This window comes from Mesorhizobium sp. M0800 (assembly GCF_040320095.1).
Classification (GTDB): domain Bacteria; phylum Pseudomonadota; class Alphaproteobacteria; order Rhizobiales; family Rhizobiaceae; genus Mesorhizobium.
Map to the genome: position 1 here is coordinate 17,345 of NZ_JAMYOZ010000004.1, position 25,967 is coordinate 43,311.

The window sequence follows — 25,967 nt, forward strand, 5'->3', positions numbered from 1 at the left end:
TTGCTATGTTTCGGCGATGACGACGAGCGCGCACAGGCTGGCGTCGGGCCGAGGCTGGCAGGTGTCGGATGTCATCTGCACCGCCAGCGCCGCTGACAGGCCATTCGAGGAGGAGCATCGGGATTTCTGCGTTGCCGCCGTAACCAACGGCACCTTCCGCTATCGTGCACGCGAGGGCACGGCGATGCTCGCGCCGGGCGCGCTCCTGCTCGGCAATCCCGGCACATGCTACGAATGCGGGCACGAGCATGGCGCCGGCGACCGTTGCCTCTCCTTCCATTTCGGACCGGCCTATATGGAGCGGATCGTCGCCGACGTGCCGGGCGCGAAGACGCTCGATTTCGGCACGCCGCGCCTGCCGCCCTTGCCGGCGCTGGTGCCGCTGCTTGCCGAAGCGGAGGCGGCGCGCGAGATGGCCGACACCGGCGCGTTCGAGGAACTCGCCCTGCGCATTGCCGGTGCCGCGGTAACAGCGGCTTGCAGCGCCACGGATCGGGGACGGACGCCGAGCCGCCGTGACCAGAAGCGTGTTGCCGAAGCGGTGCGGCGCATCGAAGTCGATGCCGACCGGCCGATCTCGCTTGCCGAACTCGCCGACGAGACCGCCACCAGCCCTTACCATTTCCTGCGCACCTTCCGGCACGTCGCCGGCATGACGCCCTACCAGTTCCTGCTGAGAGCGCGGCTGCACAGGGCAGCCGTGCGGCTGCGGACGTCGGATCAGACGATTTCGGCGATTGCCTTTTCGGCGGGATTCAACGATCTATCAACCTTCAATCGCCGTTTCCGGCGGCTGATGGGCGAGGCGCCGGGTACTTATCGCGCCCGCCGGCGACGCCCGTGAAAGGGTGCACGGCCATATCGTCGCAATTGGTTTATCCTTTTGAATTTGCCGCTAAAAACCACACTGGAAAACTGCCGCGATTGTTGGAGTTTCAGGCTGGCTTCCTATATAAGCAGCAAGTGATTCCTGATTAGATTGTGATCCGATTTGACCGACCAAAAGACACCGCGCGGCGCCGACGGCGGCCCCACCGGCATCGAGCCGATATCCATCATCGAGGAGATGCAGCGCTCCTATCTCGATTACGCCATGAGCGTGATCGTCAGCCGCGCGCTGCCGGACGTGCGCGACGGCCTCAAGCCGGTGCATCGCCGCATCCTCTACGCCGCCTATGAGAGCGGCTATCACTGGAACCGCAAATATGTGAAATCGGCACGCCCGGTCGCCGACGTGATGGGTAAATACCATCCGCATGGCGACGCCTCTATCTACGACGCTTTGGTGCGCATGGCGCAGGATTGGTCGCTGCGCGTGCCGCTGATCGACGGGCAGGGCAATTTCGGCTCGATCGACGGCGATCCGCCGGCGGCGATGCGCTACACGGAATCGCGGCTGACCAAGGTCGCGCATGAGTTGCTGGAAGACATCGACAAGGACACCGTCGATTTCCAGGACACTTACGATGCGTCGGGCAGCGAACCGAAAGTCCTGCCGGCGCGCTTTCCGAACCTGTTGGTCAACGGCTCCGGCGGTATCGCCGTCGGCATGGCCACCAACATCCCGCCGCACAATCTGGGCGAGGTCTGCAACGGCGCCATTGCCCTCATCGATAATCCAGCGATCGACCTTCCGGCACTGATGGAGATCATTCCGGGGCCGGATTTCCCGACCGGCGGCATCGTGCTCGGCCGCTCCGGTATCTACAGCGCCTATTCGACCGGCCGTGGCTCCATCGTCATGCGCGGCCGCGTCAACGTCGAGGCGCGCGGCAACGATCGTGAATCGATCGTCATCACCGAGGTTCCCTATCAGGTGAACAAGGCGTCGATGATCGAGAAGATGGCCGAGCTGGTGCGCGACAAGCGCATCGAAGGCATTTCCGACATTCGCGACGAGAGCGACCGGCAGGGCTACCGCGTCGTCATCGAACTGAAGCGCGACGCGGTCGCCGATGTCATCCTCAACCAGCTTTACCGCTTCACCCCGCTGCAGACGTCCTTCGGCGCCAACATGGTGGCACTGAACGGCGGCAAGCCGGAATTGCTGACGCTGACCGACATGCTGAAGGCGTTCGTCGCCTTCCGTGAGGAGGTGATCAGCCGGCGCACGAAATTCCTGCTGCGCAAGGCGCGCGACCGCGCCCATGTGCTGGTCGGCCTTGCCATCGCTGTTGCCAACATCGATGAAGTCATCAAGCTGATCCGCAGCGCTCCGGACCCGCAGACGGCGCGCGAGCAGTTGATGGAGCGGCGCTGGCCTTCGGGCGACGTGGAATCGCTGATTCTTCTGATCGACGACCCGCGCCATCGCATCAACGAGGACGGTACCTACAATCTCTCCGAGGAGCAGGCGCGCGCCATCCTCGAACTGCGCCTGCAGCGCCTGACCGCGCTCGGCCGCGACGAGATCGCCGACGAGCTGAACACGATCGGCGACGAGATCAAGGACTACCTGGACATCCTCTCGTCCCGCGCCCGCGTCCAGCAGATCGTCAAGGACGAGCTCATCGCCGTGCGCGACGAGTTCGGCACGCCGCGCCGCACCGAGCTTGCCGAGGGCGGGGCGGACATGGAAGACGAGGACCTGATCCAGCGCGAGGACATGGTCGTCACGGTCAGCCATTCCGGCTACATCAAGCGCGTGCCGCTGTCGCTCTACCGGGCGCAGCGCCGCGGCGGCAAGGGCCGCTCCGGCATGTCGACCAAGGAAGAGGATTTCGTCACCCGGCTGTTCGTCGCCAACACGCACACGCCGGTGCTGTTCTTCTCCTCGCGCGGCATCGTCTACAAGGAAAAGGTCTGGCGCCTGCCGATCGGCAACCCGCAATCGCGCGGCAAGGCGCTGATCAATATGCTGCCGCTCGAACAGGGCGAGCGCATCACCACGATCATGCCGCTGCCGGAGGATGAGACGAGTTGGGGCGAACTCGACGTCATGTTTGCCACCACGCGCGGCACCGTGCGTCGCAACAAGCTGTCGGACTTCGTCCAGGTCAACCGCAACGGCAAGATCGCCATGAAGCTGGACGAGGAGGGCGACGAGATCCTCGGCGTCGAGACCTGCACCGACAATGACGACGTGCTTTTGACGGCAAGTTCCGGCCAGTGCATCCGCTTTCCGGTCAGCGACGTACGCGTCTTCCAGAGCCGCAATTCGGTCGGCGTGCGCGGCATTGCGATGGCCGATGGCGACCGGGTGATCTCGATGGCGGTGATCGAGCATGTCGATGCGCCGCCGGCGGAACGTGCCGCCTACCTCAAGCGGGTGGTGGCCGAACGCCGGCTCGCTGCTGACATCGCGGCCGGCGAGGAGGAAGAAATCCAGCTCACCAATGAAGAGGTCGGCGAAGAGGCGGAGCTTTCCGACGACCGCTATGAGTTCCTCAAGGCGCACGAGCAGTTCGTGTTGACGGTGACGGAATATGGCTACGGCAAGCGTTCATCGTCCTACGATTTCCGCCTGACTGGCCGTGGCGGCAAGGGTATTCGCGCCACCGACGTCTCGAAAACGGCCGAAATCGGCCGCCTGGTGGCGACCTTCCCGGTCGGCAATGACGATCAGATCATGCTGGTTTCGGATGGCGGCACCGTTATCCGTGTTCCAGTGAACGGCATTCGTTTCGCCAGCCGCGCCACCAAGGGCGTTACCATCTTCAATACCGCAGAGGGCGAGAAGGTCGTTTCGGTGGAGCGAATTTCAGAACCGCAAGCGGATGAAGAGATCGAAGAGAGTGTCGATGCTGAAAGCGGCGCTGTTGCCGATGCCGAAGGTAGGGAGCCCGATACTTCCGTCGAGTGAGTTTGCCACGACGACGCCAGCCCTATGAGCCGACGTGTGAAGACACCCCGCAATCTAGAAGTGGCGATAAGGCTTGCGGTTGCCGAAGCCTTCGAACCGCTTGGTATTCGCCTTGGCGCGGACGCGCTGTGCTTCCTGATGCAACCCGAATACGGTAGCGATCAGCATGGCGACGGTCATTGCGGTGGCGAGGATGTAGATCAGCATGTGCGTGTTCTCCTGCGCCTAACAACGATTAGATGGGTGTTTGGTTTCATCTTCTGCAGCGGCAACTTAGTGAACACGGCGTGAAGCTGTTGTGAGCGGCACATTCATCTGTCGTTCACGTCGGCCAAAAGGTTCACGGGGCGGGCTGGCGATCGGATTTGCCTTTAGGGGAGAGGCTCGCTAGAAGCACCTGCCATGACCGAACGCATCGCCCTTTATGCCGGCTCTTTCGACCCGCTGACCAACGGCCATCTCGACGTGCTGAAGGCATCGCTGGCCGTGGCGGATACAATCTATGCCGCGATCGGCATCCATCCCGGCAAGAAGCCGTTGTTTTCCTTCGAGGAACGGGTTGGCCTGATCGAAACGGCCGCGAAGGCGGAATTCGGCAGCGACGGTGCGCGTATCAAAGTAGTCGCCTTCGACGGGCTGGTCATCGATGCGGCCAGGAAGCATGGCGCCTCGATCATGATCCGCGGCCTGCGTGACGGCACCGATCTCGACTACGAGATGCAGATGGCCGGCATGAACGAGACCATGGCGCCGGAGCTGCAGACGGTGTTCCTACCCGCCAGCCCTTCAGTGCGCACCATTACCGCCACACTTGTGCGCCAGATAGCTTCGATGGGAGGCGACATCCGCCCCTTCGTGCCGGCGGCCGTGGCCGGCGCGCTCACCGCCAAATTCGCGAAATAAATGCATGTCACCCAAAAGTGGAACCCGGCTTTGGGTAACGACATGCATGAACGAAGATATTCGGAGAAAGATCCCATGCAGCTGAAAAAGCTTGCCTTCTTGCTTGCCGTGCTTGCCGGTCTTGTGACCGCATCCGTGTCGGCCTTTGCCGCCGATCCGGAAAACACCATGATCGTAACGCTGAAGGACGGCGACGTGACCATCGCGCTGAGGCCCGACCTTGCGCCGAAGCACGTCGCGCAGATCAAAAAGCTGGTGCGCCAGGGCGCCTACGACAACGTCGCCTTTCACCGCGTCATCGACGGCTTCATGGCGCAGACCGGCGACGTCAAGTTCGGCAACATGAAGAGCGGCTTCAATGCCGACGCTGTCGGCACCGGCGGCTCCGATCTTCCTGACCTGCCGGCCGAATTCTCCAGCACCGAGCACTACCAGCGCGGCGTGGTCGGCATGGCCCGCTCCGACGATCCGAATTCCGCCAATTCGCAATTCTTCATCATGTTCGCGCCGGCACCGCCGCTCGATGGCCAGTACACCATCGTTGGCAATGTCGTCGGCGGCATGGAGCTGGTGGACCACATCAAGAAAGGCGACGAGGCGCAGAACGGGACGGTGACCGACCCCGATCGCATGATCAAGGTGCGCATCGCCGCGGACGGCAAGTAACCCCAATTGTTCAAAAGGATATTTCTGACATGGCCGAAATCAAGGACCGCGAGAACGCGCTTATCATGGACACGACCAAGGGCAAGGTCGTCATCGAATTGTTTCCAGATCTGGCGCCCGGCCATGTCGGCCGTATCAAGGAGCTGGCGCGCGAAGGCGCCTATGACGGCGTGGTCTTCCACCGCGTCATCGACGGCTTCATGGCGCAGACCGGCGACGTGAAGTTCGGCAATTCCAACAAGCCGTCTTTCGCGCCATCGCGCGCCGGCACTGGCGGTTCCGACAAACCCGATCTGAAGGCCGAGTTCTCCAACGCCAACCACGGCCGCGGCACCTGCTCGATGGCGCGCTCGCAGAACCCGAATTCGGCCAATTCGCAGTTCTTCATCTGCTTCGACGATGCCGCCTTCCTCAACCGCCAGTACACGGTATGGGGCCAGGTCGTCGAAGGCATGGACAACGTCGACAAGATCAAGCGCGGCGAACCGGTGCAGGATCCTGACAAGATCGTGTCGCTCAAGGTCGCGGCCGACGTGAAATGACCGGCCGGGCTGTCGCGGCCATCGCATTTGTGCTCGTCGCGGCGGCCACTCCGGCGCTGGCGACGGAATCGATCGTCTGCAGCGCCGACGGCGGTGCGGCATCGATTGATGTTTTGATGGGACACACGGCCGTCATTGCGGTGGCGCGTGTGTGGCTGGATGCCGGCGGCAAGACATGGACCACGGACGGACAGCCAGGCTCAACGAAAGTCATCGTTGGACAGGCATTCGAAGACGACGAGCGTATGCTTATCGACCTCACCGACGAAGGCATCAGCTCGATCGTCGCCAGATTGCGGCTGGTCAAGGCCAGCGAGCAGTCCAGTTTCGCGATGGGCGGCACATTGAGCATAGACGGTGTTGGCGCCTGGGCGGTGACCTGCCCGGAACCTTGAGGCGGGGATCTCTTGCGCGTCGACCTTTTCGACTTCGATCTGCCGGAGGAGCGCATCGCGCTTCGCCCAGCCGAGCCGCGCGACAGTGCCAGGATGCTGGTGGTCAGGCCGGGTGAGGGGCTCGAGGACCGGACAGTGCGCGACCTGCCGGCCCTGCTCAAGGCCGGTGATCTGCTGGTCTTCAACGACACCAAGGTCATTCCGGCACAATTGAAGGGCATCAGGCGGCGCGGCGAGGCGGCGGCGCAGGTCGAAGCCACGCTGCATATGCGGATGGCGCCCGACCGCTGGCTCGCCTTCATGCGTCCGGGCAAGCGCATCGCCGCCGGCGATCGCATCCATTTCGGTCATGACGCCAATTCCTGCTTTCTCGGCCAACTCGATGCGACCGTGATCGAGAAGGGAGAAGGTGGCGAGGTGCTGCTCGGCTTCGACCTGTCAGGTCCGTTCCTCGACGAGGCGCTGCATGCCGTCGGCCACATCCCGCTACCGCCCTACATCGCTTCCAAGCGTGACGACGACGAACGCGACCGCAGCGATTACCAGACCATTTATGCCAAGGAGGAGGGCGCCGTGGCCGCGCCGACGGCAGGGCTGCATTTCACGCCGGAGCTGTTTGCGACGCTCGACGCCAAGGGCATAGAGCGCCGTTTCGTCACGCTGCATGTCGGCGCCGGTACGTTCCTGCCGGTGAAGGCGGACGACACCGCCGACCACAAGATGCACGCCGAAACCGGTTCGGTCAGCCCGGAAACCGCCGAAGCGCTGAATGCGGCGAAGGCAAAAGGAGGGCGCATTATCGCCGTCGGCACGACATCGCTGCGCTTGTTGGAGAGCGCGGCCGGCGAGGACGGCAGGCTGGCCGCATGGTCAGGCCCGACAGACATCTTCATCACGCCCGGCTATCGCTTCAAGACCGCAGACATGCTGATGACCAATTTCCATCTGCCGCGTTCGACGCTGTTCATGCTGGTTTCGGCCTTCTGCGGTTTGCAGACGATGCGCGCGGCCTATGCGCATGCGATCGAGAACCGCTACAGGTTTTATTCTTATGGAGATGCAAGTCTTCTGTTCAGGGAGGATACCGATGGACGATGACCTGGAAACCTTCGACCGCGAAGCCTTGATCGCCGAGGTCAGGAAACTGCGCGCCGGCATCCGCCAACACCGCGACGCCACCGGCCATGATCTGTGCTGGCATCATCCCGACCTCTGGTCACTTTTGCCCGAAAAGACCGAGCCGGCGATTGCCGTGCCGCCGTGGCCGAAATTCATGCGCGGCTGCATCCGCTACCGGCAATCACTCGACAAGCAGGCCCCGGACGCGCCGGTATTCGACAAGGACTCGATGGCTAGGGAATTCGATGACTGACGCATTCACCTTCAAGGTGCTGGCGACCGACGGCAGGGCGCGGCGTGGTGCAATCACCATGCCGCGCGGGGAAATCCGCACGCCTGCCTTCATGCCGGTCGGTACCGGCGGCACGGTGAAGGCCATGTATATGGATCAGGTGCGCGGCGTCGGCTCGGACATTATCCTCGGCAACACCTACCACCTGATGCTAAGACCCGGCGCCGAGCGCGTGGCGCGGCTCGGCGGCCTGCATGAATTCGCCCGCTGGCAGCATCCAATCCTGACCGACAGCGGCGGCTTCCAGGTGATGTCGCTGTCGAAGCTGCGGAAACTGACCGAGAACGGCGTTACCTTCCGTTCGCATATCGACGGCGGCGCCTACGAGATGTCGCCGGAGCGTTCGATAGAGATCCAGGGGCTGCTCGATTCCGACATCCAGATGCAGCTCGACGAATGCACGGCGCTGCCGGCCAAGCAGAACGAGATCGAGCGTGCCATGGAGTTGTCGTTGCGTTGGGCCGAGCGTTGCAAGACGGCATTCGGCGAGCAGCCCGGCAAGGCGATGTTCGGCATTGTGCAAGGCGGCGACGTGCCGGATCTGCGGCTGCGCTCGGCGCAGGCGCTGAAGGCAATGGAGCTGAAGGGCTATGCGATCGGCGGGCTGGCTGTCGGCGAGCCGCAAGCGGTGATGCTGGAGATGCTCGACATCACTTGCCCGGAGCTGCCGGCTGACCGGCCGCGCTACCTGATGGGCGTCGGCACCCCGGACGACATTTTGAAGTCGGTGGCGCGCGGCATCGACATGTTCGACTGCGTGATGCCGACGCGGGCGGGGCGCCACGGCCTTGCATACACACGGCGCGGCAAGGTCAATCTGCGCAACGCCCGCCATGCCGACGATCCGCGTCCGCTCGATGAGGAAAGCGACTGCCCGGCCGCACGCGACTATTCGCGGGCCTATTTGCACCATCTGGTGCGCTCGCAAGAGGCGCTTGGGGCGATGCTCCTGACCTGGAACAATCTGTCCTATTACCAGCAGCTGATGCGCGACATTCGTGAAGCGATCGAGGCTGGCAGGTTCGCCGAACAAGCCGAGATCATCACGCAGCAATGGGCAAACGGTGACCTCGCCGTCCGGTAGGCATGCTCGCCAGGAATCCGGCTCCAGGGAGGAGTTGCCCCTGCCATGAACTGTTTTGAAACGACTGCCTAATAAGCATTGCCGGACGACATCGGGCGAGGATCAAGAACCTGTTCGTTTCGGGGCAAGTTTCAGTTCTTGGCACGACGGTGCGGACGAACGGCATCGCCGAGCCTTCGCCTTCGACCCCCATCGCGGTTCAGCGATGGACGGCTGGGTCGTTGCTTGCCATTCTGGCGATCGCAGTGACCGGCCTGGTCTTGCGCTTGCTTGGCGCGCGCGGCGACCTTTGGCTGGACGAGATCTGGAGCTTTGCGCTGATCGAGCCGCTTACCTCGATCGACCAGATATTCTGGCGCGTCAATCACGACAACAATCATTTCCTCAACTCGGTCTATCTCTATCTCATTGGCCCCGATGCTTCGCCGCTGATCCAGCGAGGTCTGTCGATAGCATTAGGTGTTGCCACGATCGGTGCGGCGGCAGCGAGCGCCGCATCGCGCGGACGACAGGCGATGATTGCCACAAGCCTGTTATTTGCCGTGAGCTACCCAATGATCCATTACGGCTCGGAGGCGCGCGGCTATGCCGGCCTTGTGCTGTTCACGCTGCTGTCGGTCGTTTTTCTGGAGCGCCGGCTCGACAGTAGACGGTGGTCTGGCGTGGCCTTGGCAGCGGCGATCCTTTTCGGCTTCCTGTGCCACCTCACCATGATCGGATTGGTGGCGGTCCTCGCAATATGGACCGCCTGGCTCGCCTGGCAGCGTACGGCGAAGGTCGGCCGTGTCGTTGCGGACCTGGCGTCGATCTTCCTGCCGGGCTTGCTTGCCGTGCTGCCGCTGGCTGTCGGCGTGTTTGTCGGCTGCAGGCTGTTCGGCTTCAGTGTCGGTGGTGTTTCGCCGTTCTCGATTGCCGCCTTCGCGCAGGGCTATGGCGGGATGATCCGCTCTCTGTTCGGGCTGCCACCCTGGTTCGGCGACAGGCCCTACATCGTTGCCGCCTGCGGTCTTGTCGGCCTCTCCGCCGGTGTCTGGCGCGGTCGTCGAGCCAGCCTTTATGCCATCGGGATTATCGGACTGCCTTTGCTCATGGCGGCGGCGCATCTGCCCAACCTCGAGTTCCCACGCTATTTCATCATCAGCGGAACATTGCTGCTGCTGTGGGCCGGCGAGATGATTGGCCGCGGCCTGGATGCTCGCGGGACTGCAAGGCTACTTGCGATGGGAGCGCTGGCGATCGTGGTGACTGGAAGCATTTCGTCGCTGCTTCAGTTCTATCAATATGGACGCGGCTCCTACGCCGCTATCGTTGATGAAATGACCAGGAACGGCGCAACCACCTATGCCAGCGACGGTAATTTCCGCACCCCCATTGTCGTCAACTATTTTGCGGCGCGAATGGATCGTCGGGCATTGCTGGTTCCAGACGACGGGATGTGCACCGAACGGCCCACCTGGCTGGTCCTCGAGGGGGACGTGGACAACCAAGCCGAACATGTCGAACCGACGGCCGCATGCGGTCTGGCGTATGAACGGGCCGATGCGTCGAGGCATTGGGGGTTTTCAGGCCTGAGCTGGACGCTCTACCGGCGACAGGATTGAAACACCCCTTTAGGTGCTGAGCGACGTGGACGCACGCAGGCTGCAGCCGGTGATCCGAAAGCTGCCGTCAGGCTGTAGTTCGAGCGTGTAGACCGCCTCGTAGTCCTTGCCATCCGGGCCGACGATCAGCACTTGCTGGATGATCGACGTCGGGCTCGTCTCGCGAACCTTGCCGAAGGAGTAGGTCTGCGGTTGGCGCACCGGCGGATAGCCTTTTGTCACCATGTTCATGAAGGTATCGACGGTCGGAAAGATGCGTTTCACATTCGGTGCGGCAAAGCTGTAGGCCGTCATTCCGTCATTGGCGATGAAGGCCCTCAACTGCCCATCGATGACCGTCTGCGCCGCTTTGACTTCGGCGTCGCCAGCAAAGGCCTGGGATGCGAAAATGAATGGAACGACTGCGAATGCGAAAAACGCGCGGCGCATGGCCTGTCTCCGTTGTCCCTGAGAAATCGCTGCCTGAAGGTACATGATACCATACGCTTTGCAGTGCTTCAGGGTTTCAGCCGAGCGCAAACATTCGGCGTGGCAGTCCGTGTCCGAGCCGAGAAGCATTGTCGAGGCGAGAACAGCCTGAGCGATTGCCGATGCTTGAAAGGCGAACGGCAGTCTGCCACAAGGGCCGCTCGATTATACCTAGAGCGTGCGATGTGAGCAGGACCAGGCAATGAAGGCATTTTTCGTGCAGATAAAGTGCGATCTGGGCAAGGCCTACGACGTTGCCAGCGCCCTGGCCGATGCCGAGATTGCTTCGGAAATCTACTCGACAGCCGGAAACTACGACCTGCTCGCCAAATTCTATGTCGACGACGAGGAAGACATCGGCCACTTCGTCAACGAGAAAGTGCAGATTCTCCCGGGCATCAAGGACACGTTCACGGTCGTCACCTTTCGCGCTTTTTGATCCGCATCCGGCATCTGCCCGGACACCAGGCAAAGCCTGATCAAGGCCCTATTGGTGCTGCCTTAATTTTAGGCAAGTGCGATATACTGATCGCCGGCGCCCAACAAATCACCGATTGCGCTTGATTTTCTCCAGCGAGGCCAGTGAAATGGCGCCACAGGGGAGTATGCGATTGGCAGCGTTCGATGAAATGCTTCCGGAAGTTTCCGGGCTGAGAAAACCGTATTCGGCTTACGATCGCTGGCTGAAGGAACAGGACCCGGCCAGACTTACCGAGAAGATGCAGGACGCCGAACGCGTCTTTCGCAAGACAGGCATCACTTTCGCCGTCTACGGCGAGCAGGAAGCATCGGAGCGGCTGATACCCTTCGACATCGTTCCGCGCATCATTTCGGGCAATGAATGGCGACGGCTGACGCAAGGCATCGAGCAGCGCGTCCAGGCGCTGAACGCCTTTCTCGACGACATCTACCATCGCCAGGAGATCTTGCGCGCCGGCCGGGTGCCGAAGGAGTTGATCGCCAAGAACGAGGCGTTCCTGCCCGAGATGATCGGGGTGCGGCCGCCGGCCGGCGTCTATACCCACATTATCGGCGTCGACATCGTACGCATTAGCGAGAACGAGTTCTACGTGCTGGAGGACAACGCGCGCACGCCGTCCGGCGTCTCCTACATGCTGGAGAATCGCGAGACGATGATGCAGCTCTTCCCCGAGTTGTTCCAGCAGATCAAGGTGCGGCCGGTTGAGAATTACCCGCAGCTCTTGCGCCAGTCGCTGGCGGCAGTGCGGCCGCAAAGCACCAAGGGCGCGCCGACCATTGCCGTGCTGACGCCGGGCAGCTTCAACTCAGCCTATTTCGAACATGCTTTCCTTGCCGACCAGATGGGCGTGCAGCTTGTCGAGGGGCAGGATCTGCGCGTCGTCGATGGCCATGTCGCGATGCGCACCACCGAGGGCTACAAGCAGATCGACGTGCTTTACCGGCGTGTCGACGACTCGTTCCTCGATCCGCTGACCTTCCGCCCCGACTCGGCACTTGGCGTGCCGGGCATTATGGACGTCTACCGCGCCGGCAACATCACGATCGCCAATGCGCCGGGAACCGGCATCGCCGACGACAAGGCGATCTATTCGTACATGCCCGAGATCGTCGAATTCTACACCGGCCGCAAGGCGATGCTCGGCAACATCCCGACCTGGCGCTGCTCGGAGCCGGACAGCCTGAAATACGTGCTCGAACACATCGACGAATTGGTGATCAAGGAAGTCCACGGCTCCGGCGGTTACGGCATGCTGGTCGGTCCGGCGGCGACCAAGAAGGAATGCGAGGAGTTTTCCAAAAAGCTCGCGGCAAAACCGTCGAACTACATCGCCCAGCCGACGCTGGCGCTGTCGACCTGTCCGATCCTGACGGACAAGGGGCTGGCGCCGCGCCATGTCGATCTGCGCCCCTATGTGCTGGTTTCCGACCGTATCCAGATCGTGCCCGGCGGGCTGACCCGAGTAGCGCTCAAGGAAGGCTCGCTGGTCGTCAATTCCTCGCAAGGCGGGGGCACGAAGGATACGTGGGTGTTGGATGATTAGAGTGGAAGTAGCGAGTAGTGAATAGTGAATAGTGAATAGTGAATAGTGAATAGTGAATAGGTAAGGATATGGGTCGTTGATGTTGGTGAAATGCCCTGAAGTGAAGCGCGCGGGATCGTGCCCTGGAATCTGGATAGTCACCATTCACCATTCACCTTTCACTATTCACCACAGGACCGCCTGACATGCTTCTCGGCCGCACCGCCAACGGGCTCTACTGGATGAACCGCTACATCGAGCGGGCGGAAAACATGGCGCGATTGGTGGATGCCGGCCTGCGCATGGCGCTGACTCGTACCCAGAACGCTTCGGAGGAGTGGAATTCGGTGCTGCTCAGCGCCGGTTCAGACGCCAGCTTCACGCAGAAATATTCCGACTACACCGCCGCCAATGTCGCCGACTATCTGCTGCGCGACACATCGAACCCGTCGAGCACGATGTCGTCTATCGAAACGGCCCGTAACAATGCCCGCATGGTGCGCACGGCATTGACGCGTGAAACCTGGGAAAGCATCAACGAAGCCTGGATGTCGCTGAAGCGGATGCTGGCCAAGCCGATCGACGAGCGCGACCTGCCCAACGCGCTCGACGCAATCAAGCGCGAGACGGCGCTGATCCGCGGCTCGTTCTACGGCACGATGCTGCGCAACGAGATTTTCGATTTCTCGCAGCTCGGCACGTATGTCGAACGCGCCGACAACACCGCGCGCATCCTGGATGTGAAATACTACGTGCTGTTGCCGTCGATCTCCTGGGTCGGCTCGACGCTCGACAACTACCAGTGGGAATCGATCCTGCGCTCGGTGTCGGCGCACCGTTCCTATCGCTGGGTCTATGATGCCGACTACAAGCCGAGCAACATCGCCGATTATCTGATCCTCAACGTCCGCATGCCGCGCTCGCTGACCTTTTGCTACCGCTTCCTGACGGAGCATCTCAAATTCCTGGGTGACGACTATGGGGAGCGCCACGCCTGTCATGCAACGGCTTCCAAGACTCAGGCCATGCTGACGGCCGGGTCGATCAAGGATATTTTCGACGCCGGCCTGCACGAATTCCTGGCCAATTTCATCCGCGACAACACCAGGCTCGGCGACGAGATCGCGCAGGATTACAGGTTCTATTGAGCATGATCCAAAAAAGCGGAGATCGGTTTTCGGAAAAGCTCATGCTCCAGGGACGAGAGCGATGCGGCTGAAGATCACCCACCGAACCGAATACCGCTACGATGCGCCGGTGCACTATCTGTTGCAGCGTTTGCGGCTGCTCCCGGTGAACGGGCGCACCCAGACGGTACTGTCCTGGGCGCTGAAGATCGAAGGCGCACGCGAGGAAGTGCGCTTCACCGACCATTTCGGCAATGATACCCGGCTGTTGAGCGTCGAGGGCGAGCGCGACTTCATCACCGTCGAAGCAGCCGGCGAAGTGGTGACGCGCGACACCGCTGGCGTCTGCGGACCGCACCAGGGTTTCGCGCCGCTCTGGCTGTTCGGCCAGGAAACGCCGCTGACGACGATCGGCAGCGGCATTCGCGAGCTTGCTGCCTCGGTCGGCAAGGGTACCGACATCGAAAGGCTGCACCGGTTGATGGCGGTGATCGGCGAGCGCGTCGCTTATACGCCGGACACCACCAACGTGACGACGCCGGCCGAAGAGGCCCTGGCGCTCAAGACCGGCGTTTGCCAGGACCACAGCCACATCTTCGTTGCCGCGGCGCGTGCCATGGATTTTCCGGCCCGCTATATCAGCGGCTACCTGATGATGGATGCGGCCATCGAGCAGGTGGCAAGCCACGCCTGGGCCGAGGCGCATGTCTCGGGCCTCGGCTGGGTCGCCTTCGATGTCGCCAACGGCATTTCTCCGGACGAGCGTTATGTGAAGGTGGCGACCGGCCGCGATTATCGCGACGCCATGCCGGTATCTGGAATTCGGCTGGGACAGGCGGAAGAACAGCTTGCGGTCACCGTCACCGTGGAGCAGTAATCCCCGGCAAGATTGTTGCCAAAGAGATTCGATGACCTATTGCGTCGGCTTGAAGATCGATCGCGGGCTCGTGTTCATGTCGGACACGCGCACCAACGCCGGCATGGATTCGATCTCGACCTTCAGGAAGATGCATGTCTGGGAAGAGCCGGGCGAGCGCGTCATCGTTTTGATGTCGGCCGGCAATCTGGCGACGACGCAGGCCGTGGTCAGCCTGCTCGACGAACGCACCAAGGCAGTGGCGGAGCGCCGTGCCACACTGCTCGAAACGCCCTCCATGTACCAGACAGTCCGGTTGGTCGGAGACACCGTCAAGGAGGTCATCGCCAGTTCATCGCCGGCGGGCGAAAAGGCGGATTCCTACTTCAACGCCTCCTTCATCCTCGGCGGTCAGATCAAGGGCAGCGCGCCGCGCCTGTTCATGATCTATCCGGAAGGCAATTTCATCGAATCGACCGACGACACGCCGTTCTTCCAGATCGGTGAGACCAAATACGGCAAGCCTATCATTATCCGCGCTTATGAAAGGACGATGAGTTTCGCCGAGACGGTGAAGTTGCTGCTGGTGTCGTTCGACTCGACGCTGAAGTCGAACCTGTCGGTCGGCCTGCCGCTCGACCTGCTGTTCTATGAAAAGGACACGTTCAAGGTCGGCCTCAAAAAGCGAATAACCCAGGACGATCAATATTATCGTACGATCTCGGATAGCTGGTCGAATGCGCTGAAGACCGCCTTTGCCAGTCTGCCTGATTTTCCCGAATGAAAACCTTCGTTTTTCGTGCTCTTTGATCGCGGCTCGATGAGGCGCCACGGAGGCGAAGAAGATGAATAGCAACGAATTCCGCGAGTGGTCGCTGCGAGCGGCTGAATGGGGCGTCGACTACAGAAACAGCCTTCGCGAGAGACCGGTGCGGCCGCTTGTCGAGCCGGGCGAAATCTTCAAAAGCGTCGATGCCGCGCCGCCGGAAGACGGTGAAACGATGCAGGCAATCTTCGCCGATTTCGAACAAAAGATCCTGCCTGGCATGACGCACTGGCAGCATCCGCGTTTCTTCGCCTATTTCCCGGCCAATGCGGCACCGGTCTCCGTCGTGGCCGAGTATCTGGTTTCCGCGATGGCCGCGCAATGCATGCTCTGGCAGACCTCGCCGGCGGCAACCGAGCTCGAGACGCGTGTCGTCGACTGGATGCGGCAGGCGCTTGGTTTGCCGGAGGGATTCTCCGGCGTCATGCAGGATTCGGCTTCGTCGGCGACGCTTGCCGCCGTGCTGACCATGCGCGAGCGCGCGCTCGACTGGCAAGGCAACAAGAACGGCTTGCAGGGGCAGCCGGTCGTGCGGATCTATTCTTCCGACCAAGTCCATACTTCTATCGACCGGGCGATCTGGGTGTCGGGCATCGGCGAGGCGAACCTCGTGCGCATTCCGGTCGCCGGACGCTTCCGCGCCATGCAGACGGCGGCTCTGGAAGCCGCGATCGTTACCGACCGCGAAAACGGCATGCTGCCGGCGGGCATCATCGCCAGCGTCGGCGGCACAAGTACCGGCGGCACCGACAATGTGGCGGCTGTTGCCGAGGTGGCGAAGCGGCACGGGCTCTACCTGCATGTCGATGCCGCATGGGCCGGCTCCGCCATGATCTGCCCCGAGTTCCGGCATTTCTGGACCGGCGCCGAAAATGCCGATTCCATCGTCTTCAACCCGCATAAATGGTTGGGGGCACAGTTCGATTGCTCGATGCAGTTCATCCGCCAGCCGGAAGACCTGGTCCGCACGCTGGCGATCAAGCCCGAATTCCTCAAGACGCATGGCCGCGACGGGGTCATCAACTACTCCGAATGGTCGGTGCCGCTCGGCCGAAGATTCCGCGCGCTGAAACTTTGGTTCCTGCTGCGTGCGCATGGCTTGGAAAATCTGCGGACCATGATCCGCAACCATGTCGCCTGGAGCGAGAGCCTCGCCGCGCGGCTGGCTCGGGAACCGGATTTCGAGATCGTCACGGAACCGATGCTGTCGCTATTCTCATTCCGCCATCTCGCGGCTGCGGCCATCGACTCTGACGAGCGCAATTTGCGGTTGGTCAGCGCGATCAACGATGACGGCCGCATTTACCTGACGCAGACCCGGGTGGACGGGCAGGTGGCGATCCGCTTTCAGGTCGGGCAGTTCGAAACGACTGCGGCGGACGTCGATACTGCTTTCGAGGTCATCACTGAGATCGCGCGGGGGCTGAGTTGATACCCTCGTCGAGATTGCGCCGGAGCTTTTCTCTCTGCAGTCGCCCGATTTTCATTAGCCGGCCCATAGCTGTTCATGGCTTTCGTTTTCAGCTATAGACGAGAAAAACGAAAATGAGAGGTTGCTAGATGTATCTGTCGCCGCGTCATTCCGAAATCATCCAGATGGCCAAGGACCATGGCCGCGTACTGGTCGAGGAGCTGGCGACGCATTTCAACGTGACGCCGCAGACGATCCGCAAGGATCTCAACGATCTCTGCGACCAGCGGCTTTTGTCCCGCATCCATGGCGGGGCATTGTTCCCCTCCGGCATCGAGAACATGGAATATGAGGCTCGGCGCAAGATCGCCGCCGAGGAGAAGGAGGCGATCGGCCGCGCAGCAGCCCGGCTGATCCCCGACAACGCGTCTCTGTTCATCAATATCGGGACAACGACGGAAGCTGTCAGCAAGTCGCTGCTCGATCACAGCGGCCTGATGGTCATCACCAATAACATCAATGTTGCCAACAGGATGCGCATATATCCTTCGATCGAGGTGGTGATCGCCGGCGGTGTCGTGCGCGGTTCCGACGGCGGTGTGGTCGGCGAGGCCGCGGTCGATTTCATCAGGCAGTTCAAGGTCGATTTTGCGGTGATCGGCGCCTCGGCCATCGACCATGACGGCGCACTGCTCGACTTCGATTTTCGCGAGGTGAAGGTGGCTCAGGCGATCATCGCCAACGCCCGACATGTGATCCTGGTGTCGGACCAGACCAAATTCGAGCGCACCGCGCCCGTCCGCATCGGCCATCTGTCGCAGGTCAACACCTTTATCACCGATCGTTGCGACATCCCGTCGGTGCGTAAGATCTGCCAGGAGGCAGAAGTTCAGCTGATCGAAACGTCGCTCTCCTAGAGATGCCGTAGCGGCATCTTCCGCCTATCATATTTCGTTTGACATTCGTTATCATTTCGAAATAATTCCTCTACGGTTTCGCAAGAACCCAAAAATGCTGCAATGCGAAATCGAGGGAGGATTCTTTGAGCGCATCACCGATTCATGACATTTTCGTCATCGGTGGCGGCATCAATGGCTGCGGCATCGCCCGCGATGCCGTTGGACGTGGCTTTTCGGTTTTTCTTGCCGAGATGAACGATCTGGCCAGCGGGACCTCTTCCGGCTCGACCAAACTGATCCACGGCGGCTTGCGCTATCTCGAATTCTACGAATTCCGTCTGGTGCGCGAAGCGCTGATGGAACGCGAGGTCCTGTGGAGGAACGCGCCGCATATCATCTGGCCGATGCGCTTCGTGCTGCCATACGCCAAGGGACTGCGTCCGGCCTGGCTCATCCGGCTCGGGCTTTTCCTCTACGACCATATTGGCGGGCGCAAATTGCTGCCGCCGACGAAAACGCTGGACATGGCCAAGGATCCGGCCGGCAAGCCGCTGAAACCGCTGTTTCGAAAGGCGTTCGAATATTCGGACAGTTGGGTCAACGATGCCCGGCTGGTTGTGTTGAACGCCCGCGACGCTGCCGAGCGCGGCGCAACCATTCGAACCCGAACAAAGGTCGTCAGCGCACGCCGCGAAGGCAATCTCTGGACGGTCAGGCTTGAAAATGTGCGGACCGGCCATACCGAGGAGGTCAAGGCGCGGCTGCTGGTCAATGCCGCCGGCCCGTGGGTCGATCAGGTGCTGTCGGCCACCGTCGGCTTGAACGACGTGCACAATGTCCGCCTCGTACAAGGCAGCCATATCGTCGTGGGCAAGAAATTCGACGACCCACGCGCCTATTTCTTTCAGAACAAGGACGGGCGCATCATTTTCGCCATTCCTTACGAGGACGAATTCACGCTCATCGGCACCACCGACCGTGACTATCCCGGCGATCCGCACAACGTCAGGATCAATGACGCCGAGATCGACTATCTCTGCGCTGCGGCAAGCGAATATTTCGCGCAGCCGGTCAAGCCGTCGGATATCGTCTGGACCTATTCCGCGGTGCGACCGCTCTACGACGATGGCGCCTCAAAGGCGCAGGAAGCCACCCGAGACTATGTGCTGAAGGCCGATGGAGGCGAGGGTGCCGCCCCGATCGTCAACGCCTTTGGCGGCAAGATCACGACCTACCGCCGATTGTCGGAATCGATGCTCGAGAAGATCGAGGGTTTTCTCGGCAAGCGCGGCAAACCATGGACGGCAAACGCGCCGCTGCCCGGCGGTGACTTTCCCGTCACCGGCTTCGATGCCGAGGTGGCGAAACTGAAAACGGCGTACCCGTTCCTCGACGCCCGGCTGGCCCGCCGGTTGACCCGGCTCTACGGCACCCGCGCAAGGAAGCTGCTGGGCCTCGCCAAGTCGAACGTCGATCTTGGCCGCAACTTCGGCGCCGATCTCTACGAAGCCGAGGTGCGCTACCTCGTCGAAAACGAATGGGCGATGACTGCCGAGGATGTATTGTGGCGCCGGACCAAGCGCGGCCTGCGTCTCAGCCGTGAGCAGGCGGCAGTGCTCGACGAGTTCATGCGCGGAATAAGCCGGCAGCACGTAGCGGCTGCCGAATAGGAACGGCCGACTGATGCAGAAAGCCTGGGAGGAGGCATCATGCTTGAACTGAGAAACGTGACGAAGACGGTGGGTGCGGCGGAACATATCCGCGACGTCTCGCTGACGCTTCAGCACGGCTCGCTCAACGTCCTGCTCGGGCCGACGCTCTCCGGCAAGACCAGCCTGATGCGGCTGATGGCGGGCCTCGACGTGCCGACCTCGGGCTCGGTCTGGTTCGATGGCAAGGATGTCACCGGCATGCCGGTGCAAAGGCGCAACGTCGCCATGGTCTACCAGCAATTCATCAATTATCCGGCGATGACGGTCTACGAAAACATCGCCTCACCGCTGCGGGTGGCCGGCACGGATCAGGCAACGATCGACAGGGAGGTGCGCAATGCCGCCGCCCTTCTCAAACTAACGCCCTATCTCGACCGGACGCCTCTCAGTCTGTCGGGCGGCCAGCAGCAGCGCACCGCGCTGGCCCGCGCCATCGTCAAGAATGCCAGCCTCGTGCTGCTCGACGAGCCGCTCGCCAATCTCGACTACAAGCTGCGTGAAGAATTACGCGCGGAACTGCCGAAAGTCTTCGCGGCCGCCGGTACAATCTTTGTTTATGCCACGACCGAGCCGCACGAGGCCTTGCTGCTCGGCGGCAACACGGCAACGCTTTCCGAGGGCAGCATCACCCAGTTCGGGCCGACCATCGAAGTGTTCCGCAAACCGGTCGATCTGGTGACGGCGAGAACCTTCGCCGATCCGCCGCTCAACACCATCGTGCTTGCCAAGAAGGGCCTGGATTTCCTGCTCGAGGGCGGCGTGAAATTGCCGGTGCCGGCGGAACTCTTCGGCATTGCCGATGCGATCTATACGATCGGCTTCCAGCCGCATCATCTGTCCCTCGAACGGCCCAACGCCGCCGCAGTGCCGGTGCGCGCAAAGGTGACGATCACTGAGATCACCGGATCGGAAAGCTTCATCCATCTCGATTTTGCCGATGCGCGCTGGGTCATGCTGACCCACGGCATTCGCGACTTCGAGCCGGACGAGGAGGTCGAGGTGTTCATCGACCCGCGCCACATCATGGTCTTCGACGAGCACGGCCGCGCCGTGGCCGCGCCGAAGCTGGCGGCTTAGGAGGAAGCGATGGCGCGCATCGATGTCAATCATATCCGCCACTCCTATCTGCAGAACCCGCGCACGGATGCCGATTTCGCGCTGAAGGAAGTGCACCACACGTTCGAGGATGGCGGCGCTTATGCGCTGCTCGGCCCATCCGGCTGCGGCAAGACCACGCTGCTCAACATCATTTCGGGATTGCTGCATCCCTCGCATGGCCAGCTGCTGTTCAACGGCAGGGACGTGACCAATCTGTCGACCCAAGAGCGCAACATTGCCCAGGTCTTCCAGTTCCCGGTGATCTACGACACGATGACCGTCTACGACAATCTGGCGTTCCCGCTGCGCAATCGCGGCGTGCCGGAGGCCGACGTCGACCGCAAGGTGCGCGAGACGCTGGAGATGACCGGGCTGGCCGATATGGCCAAACGAAAGGCGCGCGGACTGACCGCCGACCAGAAGCAGAAAATCTCGCTCGGACGCGGGCTGGTGCGCTCCGACGTCAATGCCATCCTGTTCGACGAGCCTTTGACCGTCATCGACCCGCATATGAAATGGGTGCTGCGCTCGCAGTTGAAGCAGCTTCACCGCCGCTTCGGCTACACCATGGTCTATGTCACGCACGACCAGACCGAGGCCTTGACCTTCGCCGACAGGGTGGTCGTCATGTATGACGGCGAAATCGTGCAGATCGGCACACCGGCGGAGCTGTTCGAGCGCCCGCGCCACACCTTTGTCGGCTATTTCATCGGCTCGCCCGGCATGAATGTCATGCCGGTGGCGATCGACGGCAAGACAGCGAAGCTGGGCTCGCAGCAGATCGAACTGCCGGGCGTGCCCAAGGCGGGCGGCGGCGCCATCGAGCTCGGCATCCGTCCCGAATATGTGCGCCTGGGCAGCCAGGGCATGGCCGTCCGGGTCAGCAAGGTCGAGGACGTCGGCCGCCACAAGGTGGTCCGTGCCAATCTCGAAGGACGCGAGATCGCCGCCGTCATCGGCGAGGACGAGACAGTTCCGGCTGATCCGAAGGTGCGGTTCGACCCGGCCGGCATCAACATCTATGCCGATTCCTGGCGCGTCGAGATGGGAGCCTGAAGTGGAAAAGACCTGGAACAACAGAGCCTGGTTCCTGGTGCTGCCGGTGCTGCTGCTGGTGGCGTTCTCGGCGGTCATACCGCTGATGACGGTCGTCAATTATTCGGTGCAGGACACTTTCGGCAATAACGTCTTCTTCTGGGCCGGCACGGAATGGTTCGAGGAACTGCTTTCCTCCAGCCGCTTCTGGCAGGCGATGATCCGCAACCTTGTCTTCTCCTTCATCATCCTGGCGATCGAAGTGCCGCTCGGCATCTTCATTGCGCTCAATATGCCGAAGAAGGGTTGGGGCGTGCCTGTTTGCCTTGTTTTGATGGCGTTGCCGCTGCTGATCCCGTGGAACGTCGTCGGCACCATCTGGCAGGTGTTCGGGCGCAACGACATTGGCCTGCTCGGCTATTACGTCAACGCGCTCGGCATCGACTATAATTATGTGCAAGACCCATATGACGCCTGGGTCACGGTCATCATCATGGACGTCTGGCATTGGACCAGCCTCGTCGTTCTGCTCTGCTATGCCGGCCTGGTCTCGATCCCGGATGCCTTTTATCAGGCGGCCAAGATCGACGGTGCCTCGCGCTGGGCGGTGTTCCGTTACATCCAGCTGCCGAAGATGAACCGCGTGCTGCTGATCGCCGTGCTGCTGCGCTTTATGGATAGCTTCATGATCTACACCGAACCGTTCGTGGTGACCGGCGGCGGACCCGGCAACTCGACGACCTTTCTTTCGATCGATCTCGTCAAGACGGCGCTCGGCCAGTTCGACCTCGGCCCGGCGGCGGCGATGTCGCTGGTCTACTTCCTTATCGTCCTGTTGTTGTCATGGGTGTTCTACACCGTGATGACCAATTACGACGCGGAGCGCTGAGATGAGCCGCGCTGACGAAAGAGCCGACAGAGTGAGCGAGACGACAGCTTCGGAAGGGCTTGCCAGCCCGCTACGGCAGGACGAGATCGCACGGCTGATGCGCCGTCGCGGCGAGGAGTCGCGCTGGTGGTGGATCGTGCCGACGCTCTACATCATCGTTCTGCTTTTGCCGATCTACTGGCTCATCAATATGAGCTTCAAGACCAATGGCGAGATCGTCTCGTCGCTGACGCTCTACCCGCACGCACCGACATTGGCGAATTACCGCACCATCTTCACCGACGCGTCCTGGTACTCTGGCTACATCAACTCGATCACCTATGTGGTTATGAACATGGTGATTTCGGTGGCTGCGGCACTGCCTGCTGCCTATGCCTTTTCGCGCTATCGCTTCCTCGGCGACAAGCATCTGTTCTTCTGGCTGCTGACCAACCGTATGGCGCCGCCGGCGGTGTTCGCGCTGCCATTCTTCCAGCTTTATTCGGCCTTCGGCCTTATCGACACCCACATCGCCGTGGCTCTGGCGCATTGCCTGTTCAACGTGCCGCTGGCGGTGTGGATCCTCGAAGGCTTCATGTCGGGCGTACCCAAGGAGATCGACGAGACCGCCTATATTGACGGCTATTCGTTCCCACGCTTCTTCATCAAGATCTTCATGCCGCTGATTGCGAGCGGCATCGGCGTGGCGTGCTTCTTCTGCTTCATGTTCTCGTGGGTGGAGCTCTTGATCGCCCGTACGCTGACGACAACCGATGCCAAGCCGATCGCCGCGACCATGACCCGCACCGTTTCGGCCGCCGGCATGGATTGGGGGCTGCTCGCCGCAGCCGGCGTGCTGACGCTGATTCCCGGCGCGCTCGTCATCTGGTTTGTGCGCAACTACATCGCCAAGGGCTTTGCCCTGGGGAGGGTATGATGGAGCAGGTCGACAGAAGCCCATGGTGGTGGGCCGTGCTGCTTCTCGCCCTGGTCGTCGTGGCCTGGGTGGCACTTCAAATCGATTTCGTGGCAATAACGGTGGGCTTCAGCGATCCGGCCAATATCCGCCTGTGGGGATTTAACCTCTCGTCCAACCTCGATTTTTCGTGGATGGCCTGGACGTGGCCGACCGCGGCCTTCTTTGGAACCATCTTTCTGCTGCTTTGCGGCATGGCGGCGTGGGAATACGTCTCGCCGGGCGGCAATCCGCGCGTCGGCGTGCTGCGGTTCGAAACGACGCGTGGCGACCGCCTGTTCCTGTCGCTGCTTGGCAGCGCCTTTATCCATCTCGCTTGGCTGGGTCTAGTCGGACCCAATCTGTGGTGGGCTCTCGCTCTCTCCGTGGTCTACGCCGTCGGCGTGTTCCGCTACGTATAGAGGGGGAAACTGTTGGAACGGCGGCGTGCCGGCCGCCGATCCAGATCGCACTTTGAACTTTAACAGTGGAGGAAATACATGCGACGGCAATTCTTGACATCAACAACTGCGCTTGTCCTGTTGCTCGGGGCAAGCAATGCCTATGCCGGAATGGACGAGGCCAAGGCCTTCCTCGATAAGGAAATCGGGCCCCTTTCGACGCTTTCGCGCGCCGACCAGGAAGCCGAGATGCAATGGTTCATCGATGCCGCGAAACCTTTCGCCGGCATGGATATCAAGGTGGTTTCCGAAACCATCGCCACGCATCAGTATGAATCGCAGGTGCTGGCGCCGGCCTTTACGGCCATCACCGGCATCAAGGTTACGCATGACGTCATCCAGGAAGGCGACGTCGTCGAGAAGATCCAGACCCAGATGCAGACCGGCCAGAACCTCTATGACGGCTGGGTCAACGATTCCGATCTGATCGGCACGCACTGGCGCTACCAGCAGGTGCGCAACCTGACCGACTGGATGGCAGGCGACGGCAAGGATGTCACCAACCCGAATCTCGACCTGAAGGATTTCATCGGCACTTCGTTCACCACCGCGCCCGACAAGAAGCTCTACCAGCTTCCCGACCAGCAGTTCGCGAACCTCTACTGGTTCCGGTACGACTGGTTCAACGACGAGAAGAACAAGGCGGACTTCAAGGCCAAATACGGCTACGACCTCGGCGTGCCGGTCAATTGGTCGGCCTATGAGGACATCGCCGAGTTCTTCACCGGGCGTGAGATCGATGGCAAGAAGGTCTACGGCCATATGGATTATGGCAAGAAGGACCCGTCGCTCGGCTGGCGGTTCACCGACGCCTGGCTGTCGATGGCCGGCAATGGCGACAAGGGCATTCCGAACGGTCTGCCCGTCGACGAATGGGGCATCAAGGTCGACGAGAATTCGCGTCCGGTCGGTTCCTGCACGGCGCGCGGCGGCGACACCAATGGCCCGGCTTCCGTCTACGCCATCCAGAAGTACCTCGATTGGCTGAAGGCCTATGCACCGGCGGAAGCCCAAGGCATGACCTTCTCCGAATCGGGGCCGGTGCCGGCGCAGGGCGCGGTTGCCCAGCAGATCTTCTGGTATACCGCCTTCACCGCTAGCATGGTCGACGCCAGCGCCAAGGCGGTGCTGAACGACGACGGCACGCCGAAGTGGCGCATGGCGCCGTCGCCGCATGGCGTCTACTGGAAGGACGGCATGAAGCTTGGCTATCAGGACGTCGGTTCCTGGACGCTGATGAAGTCGACGCCGACCGACCGCGCCAAGGCCGCCTGGCTCTACGCGCAGTTCGTCACCTCGAAGACGGTCGACGTGAAGAAGAGCCATGTCGGTCTGACCTTCATCCGCGAGAGCACGATCCACGACAAGAGCTTCACCGAACGTGCGCCAAAGCTCGGCGGCTTGATCGAGTTCTACCGCTCGCCGGCGCGCGTCCAGTGGTCGCCGACCGGCACCAACGTGCCGGATTATCCGAAGCTGGCGCAGCTCTGGTGGCAGGCGATCGGCGATGCCTCGTCGGGTGCCAAGAGCGCGCAGGAAGCGATGGACTCGCTCTGCGCCGAGCAGGAAAAGGTGATGAGCCGCATCGAGAAGTCGGGCGTCCAGGGCGATATTGGCCCGAAGATGGCCGAAGAGCATGACCTCGCCTACTGGAATGCGGACGCGGTCAAGAAGGGCAATCTCGCTCCTCAGCTCAAGATCGAGAACGAGAAGGAAAAGCCGGTCACCATCAACTACGACGAGCTGGTGAAGAGCTGGCAGCAATAGGACCGTTTGATGCGGGCGTCCGCGCCCGCATCGCCATGCTCAGGGGAGGCGGCATGTTGCCGTCTCCCCTGTTTGCG

Annotated in this window: 26 protein-coding genes; 24 read left to right on the plus strand and 2 right to left on the minus strand. The window is 61.5% G+C overall.

All coding sequences use genetic code 11. The annotated features are described in order from the left end of the window. Positions 1-16 precede the first annotated feature (16 nt). Both NKI18_RS06655 and gyrA read left to right on the plus strand, forming a co-directional pair. Positions 17-844: a helix-turn-helix transcriptional regulator gene (locus NKI18_RS06655; protein ID WP_352620073.1), complete on the plus strand. Its 828-nt coding sequence runs from the start codon at positions 17-19 to the stop codon at positions 842-844. 147 nt (positions 845-991) lie between these two features. After that, the gene (gene gyrA, locus NKI18_RS06660; protein WP_352620072.1) at positions 992-3,802 is read left to right on the plus strand and encodes a DNA gyrase subunit A; all 2,811 of its coding nucleotides are present in this window, start codon (positions 992-994) and stop codon (positions 3,800-3,802) included. 54 nt (positions 3,803-3,856) lie between these two features. On the opposite strand, the gene NKI18_RS06665 is transcribed toward gyrA, so the two are convergent. Beyond that, entirely contained in the window at positions 3,857-4,009 is a 153-nt protein-coding gene (locus NKI18_RS06665) for a hypothetical protein (RefSeq protein ID WP_352455711.1), read from the minus strand. A gap of 195 nt (positions 4,010-4,204) precedes the next feature. Here NKI18_RS06665 and coaD point away from each other — a divergent pair, with 195 nt between their 5' ends. The 8 genes from coaD (at position 4,205) to NKI18_RS06705 (ending at position 10,404) form a co-directional block, all read left to right on the plus strand. Then, positions 4,205-4,705: a pantetheine-phosphate adenylyltransferase gene (gene coaD / locus NKI18_RS06670; RefSeq protein ID WP_352448768.1), complete on the plus strand. Its 501-nt coding sequence runs from the start codon at positions 4,205-4,207 to the stop codon at positions 4,703-4,705. A gap of 75 nt (positions 4,706-4,780) precedes the next feature. Beyond that, complete coding sequence (locus tag NKI18_RS06675) at positions 4,781-5,371, plus strand: peptidylprolyl isomerase (RefSeq protein ID WP_352620071.1); 591 nt, start codon at positions 4,781-4,783, stop codon at positions 5,369-5,371. 29 nt (positions 5,372-5,400) lie between these two features. Next, the gene (locus tag NKI18_RS06680; protein WP_352455712.1) at positions 5,401-5,913 is read left to right on the plus strand and encodes a peptidylprolyl isomerase; all 513 of its coding nucleotides are present in this window, start codon (positions 5,401-5,403) and stop codon (positions 5,911-5,913) included. After that, positions 5,910-6,308: a hypothetical protein gene (locus tag NKI18_RS06685; protein WP_352455713.1), complete on the plus strand. Its 399-nt coding sequence runs from the start codon at positions 5,910-5,912 to the stop codon at positions 6,306-6,308. The genes NKI18_RS06680 and NKI18_RS06685 overlap by 4 nt, the downstream gene beginning before the upstream one ends. Before the next feature lie 12 nt (positions 6,309-6,320). Continuing rightward, positions 6,321-7,406: a tRNA preQ1(34) S-adenosylmethionine ribosyltransferase-isomerase QueA gene (queA, locus tag NKI18_RS06690; protein ID WP_352455714.1), complete on the plus strand. Its 1,086-nt coding sequence runs from the start codon at positions 6,321-6,323 to the stop codon at positions 7,404-7,406. Continuing rightward, positions 7,396-7,680: a hypothetical protein gene (locus NKI18_RS06695; protein ID WP_352455715.1), complete on the plus strand. Its 285-nt coding sequence runs from the start codon at positions 7,396-7,398 to the stop codon at positions 7,678-7,680. Before queA ends, NKI18_RS06695 begins: the two co-directional genes overlap by 11 nt. Beyond that, entirely contained in the window at positions 7,673-8,803 is a 1,131-nt protein-coding gene (gene tgt / locus NKI18_RS06700) for a tRNA guanosine(34) transglycosylase Tgt (protein WP_023674880.1), read from the plus strand. Before NKI18_RS06695 ends, tgt begins: the two co-directional genes overlap by 8 nt. A 221-nt stretch (positions 8,804-9,024) precedes the next feature. Beyond that, on the plus strand, positions 9,025-10,404 hold the full coding sequence (locus NKI18_RS06705) for a glycosyltransferase family protein (protein ID WP_352455716.1): 1,380 nt from the start codon (positions 9,025-9,027) through the stop codon (positions 10,402-10,404). Between the two features lie 9 nt (positions 10,405-10,413). Here the strand turns inward: NKI18_RS06705 and NKI18_RS06710 are convergent, their stop codons facing one another. Then, on the minus strand, positions 10,414-10,833 hold the full coding sequence (locus NKI18_RS06710) for a DUF4864 domain-containing protein (protein WP_352455762.1): 420 nt from the start codon (positions 10,831-10,833) through the stop codon (positions 10,414-10,416). Positions 10,834-11,074: 241 nt separating this feature from the next. Between NKI18_RS06710 and NKI18_RS06715 the strand changes: the two genes are divergently transcribed. The 14 genes from NKI18_RS06715 (at position 11,075) to NKI18_RS06780 (ending at position 25,890) form a co-directional block, all read left to right on the plus strand. Next, the gene (locus tag NKI18_RS06715; protein ID WP_023674883.1) at positions 11,075-11,311 is read left to right on the plus strand and encodes an Lrp/AsnC ligand binding domain-containing protein; all 237 of its coding nucleotides are present in this window, start codon (positions 11,075-11,077) and stop codon (positions 11,309-11,311) included. Positions 11,312-11,483: 172 nt separating this feature from the next. After that, positions 11,484-12,896 carry a circularly permuted type 2 ATP-grasp protein gene (locus NKI18_RS06720; RefSeq protein WP_023674884.1) on the plus strand — a complete coding sequence of 471 codons (1,413 nt, stop codon included), beginning with the start codon at positions 11,484-11,486 and terminating at the stop codon, positions 12,894-12,896. A gap of 185 nt (positions 12,897-13,081) precedes the next feature. Beyond that, positions 13,082-14,023: an alpha-E domain-containing protein gene (locus NKI18_RS06725; RefSeq protein ID WP_352593481.1), complete on the plus strand. Its 942-nt coding sequence runs from the start codon at positions 13,082-13,084 to the stop codon at positions 14,021-14,023. Between the two features lie 61 nt (positions 14,024-14,084). Then, positions 14,085-14,879 carry a transglutaminase family protein gene (locus NKI18_RS06730; protein ID WP_352620070.1) on the plus strand — a complete coding sequence of 265 codons (795 nt, stop codon included), beginning with the start codon at positions 14,085-14,087 and terminating at the stop codon, positions 14,877-14,879. Between the two features lie 31 nt (positions 14,880-14,910). After that, entirely contained in the window at positions 14,911-15,642 is a 732-nt protein-coding gene (locus NKI18_RS06735; protein ID WP_254817354.1) for a proteasome-type protease, read from the plus strand. A gap of 61 nt (positions 15,643-15,703) precedes the next feature. Then, complete coding sequence (locus NKI18_RS06740; RefSeq protein ID WP_352455719.1) at positions 15,704-17,116, plus strand: pyridoxal phosphate-dependent decarboxylase family protein; 1,413 nt, start codon at positions 15,704-15,706, stop codon at positions 17,114-17,116. A 128-nt stretch (positions 17,117-17,244) separates the two neighbouring features. Beyond that, complete coding sequence (locus NKI18_RS06745; RefSeq protein WP_023674889.1) at positions 17,245-18,012, plus strand: DeoR/GlpR family DNA-binding transcription regulator; 768 nt, start codon at positions 17,245-17,247, stop codon at positions 18,010-18,012. A 125-nt stretch (positions 18,013-18,137) separates the two neighbouring features. Continuing rightward, on the plus strand, positions 18,138-19,664 hold the full coding sequence (glpD, locus tag NKI18_RS06750; RefSeq protein ID WP_352620069.1) for a glycerol-3-phosphate dehydrogenase: 1,527 nt from the start codon (positions 18,138-18,140) through the stop codon (positions 19,662-19,664). 39 nt (positions 19,665-19,703) lie between these two features. Further along, positions 19,704-20,783, plus strand: coding sequence for an ABC transporter ATP-binding protein (locus tag NKI18_RS06755; RefSeq protein ID WP_352575008.1), 1,080 nt, complete (start codon positions 19,704-19,706; stop codon positions 20,781-20,783). Positions 20,784-20,792: 9 nt separating this feature from the next. Next, entirely contained in the window at positions 20,793-21,860 is a 1,068-nt protein-coding gene (locus NKI18_RS06760; RefSeq protein WP_352455722.1) for an ABC transporter ATP-binding protein, read from the plus strand. Between the two features lies 1 nt (position 21,861). Continuing rightward, entirely contained in the window at positions 21,862-22,728 is an 867-nt protein-coding gene (locus NKI18_RS06765) for a carbohydrate ABC transporter permease (RefSeq protein ID WP_023674893.1), read from the plus strand. A 1-nt stretch (position 22,729) separates the two neighbouring features. Beyond that, positions 22,730-23,644, plus strand: coding sequence for a carbohydrate ABC transporter permease (locus NKI18_RS06770; protein ID WP_352455723.1), 915 nt, complete (start codon positions 22,730-22,732; stop codon positions 23,642-23,644). Positions 23,645-23,817: 173 nt separating this feature from the next. Further along, a complete protein-coding gene (locus tag NKI18_RS06775) occupies positions 23,818-24,084 on the plus strand; it encodes a DUF2160 domain-containing protein (RefSeq protein WP_031211283.1) in 267 nt (88 codons plus the stop codon). 78 nt (positions 24,085-24,162) lie between these two features. Continuing rightward, complete coding sequence (locus NKI18_RS06780; RefSeq protein ID WP_352471681.1) at positions 24,163-25,890, plus strand: ABC transporter substrate-binding protein; 1,728 nt, start codon at positions 24,163-24,165, stop codon at positions 25,888-25,890. The last annotated feature ends 77 nt before the right edge of the window (positions 25,891-25,967 follow it).

Bases quoted from the DNA above. Each gene is read 5' to 3' on its own strand.
- NKI18_RS06715 (WP_023674883.1), top strand. From the start codon at position 11,075: ATGAAGGCATTTTTCGTGCAGATAAAGTGCGATCTGGGCAAGGCCTAC.
- NKI18_RS06730 (WP_352620070.1), top strand. From the start codon at position 14,085: ATGCGGCTGAAGATCACCCACCGAACCGAATACCGCTACGATGCGCCG.
- coaD (WP_352448768.1), top strand. From the start codon at position 4,205: ATGACCGAACGCATCGCCCTTTATGCCGGCTCTTTCGACCCGCTGACC.
- NKI18_RS06685 (WP_352455713.1), top strand. From the start codon at position 5,910: ATGACCGGCCGGGCTGTCGCGGCCATCGCATTTGTGCTCGTCGCGGCG.
- NKI18_RS06665 (WP_352455711.1), bottom strand. From the start codon at position 4,009: ATGCTGATCTACATCCTCGCCACCGCAATGACCGTCGCCATGCTGATC.
- NKI18_RS06655 (WP_352620073.1), top strand. From the start codon at position 17: ATGACGACGAGCGCGCACAGGCTGGCGTCGGGCCGAGGCTGGCAGGTG.
- NKI18_RS06680 (WP_352455712.1), top strand. From the start codon at position 5,401: ATGGCCGAAATCAAGGACCGCGAGAACGCGCTTATCATGGACACGACC.
- tgt (WP_023674880.1), top strand. From the start codon at position 7,673: ATGACTGACGCATTCACCTTCAAGGTGCTGGCGACCGACGGCAGGGCG.
- NKI18_RS06760 (WP_352455722.1), top strand. From the start codon at position 20,793: ATGGCGCGCATCGATGTCAATCATATCCGCCACTCCTATCTGCAGAAC.
- NKI18_RS06770 (WP_352455723.1), top strand. From the start codon at position 22,730: ATGAGCCGCGCTGACGAAAGAGCCGACAGAGTGAGCGAGACGACAGCT.
- NKI18_RS06745 (WP_023674889.1), top strand. From the start codon at position 17,245: ATGTATCTGTCGCCGCGTCATTCCGAAATCATCCAGATGGCCAAGGAC.
- NKI18_RS06675 (WP_352620071.1), top strand. From the start codon at position 4,781: ATGCAGCTGAAAAAGCTTGCCTTCTTGCTTGCCGTGCTTGCCGGTCTT.
- NKI18_RS06755 (WP_352575008.1), top strand. From the start codon at position 19,704: ATGCTTGAACTGAGAAACGTGACGAAGACGGTGGGTGCGGCGGAACAT.
- NKI18_RS06695 (WP_352455715.1), top strand. From the start codon at position 7,396: ATGGACGATGACCTGGAAACCTTCGACCGCGAAGCCTTGATCGCCGAG.
- NKI18_RS06710 (WP_352455762.1), bottom strand. From the start codon at position 10,833: ATGCGCCGCGCGTTTTTCGCATTCGCAGTCGTTCCATTCATTTTCGCA.
- NKI18_RS06780 (WP_352471681.1), top strand. From the start codon at position 24,163: ATGCGACGGCAATTCTTGACATCAACAACTGCGCTTGTCCTGTTGCTC.
- NKI18_RS06735 (WP_254817354.1), top strand. From the start codon at position 14,911: ATGACCTATTGCGTCGGCTTGAAGATCGATCGCGGGCTCGTGTTCATG.
- NKI18_RS06740 (WP_352455719.1), top strand. From the start codon at position 15,704: ATGAATAGCAACGAATTCCGCGAGTGGTCGCTGCGAGCGGCTGAATGG.
- NKI18_RS06725 (WP_352593481.1), top strand. From the start codon at position 13,082: ATGCTTCTCGGCCGCACCGCCAACGGGCTCTACTGGATGAACCGCTAC.
- NKI18_RS06775 (WP_031211283.1), top strand. From the start codon at position 23,818: ATGGCCTGGACGTGGCCGACCGCGGCCTTCTTTGGAACCATCTTTCTG.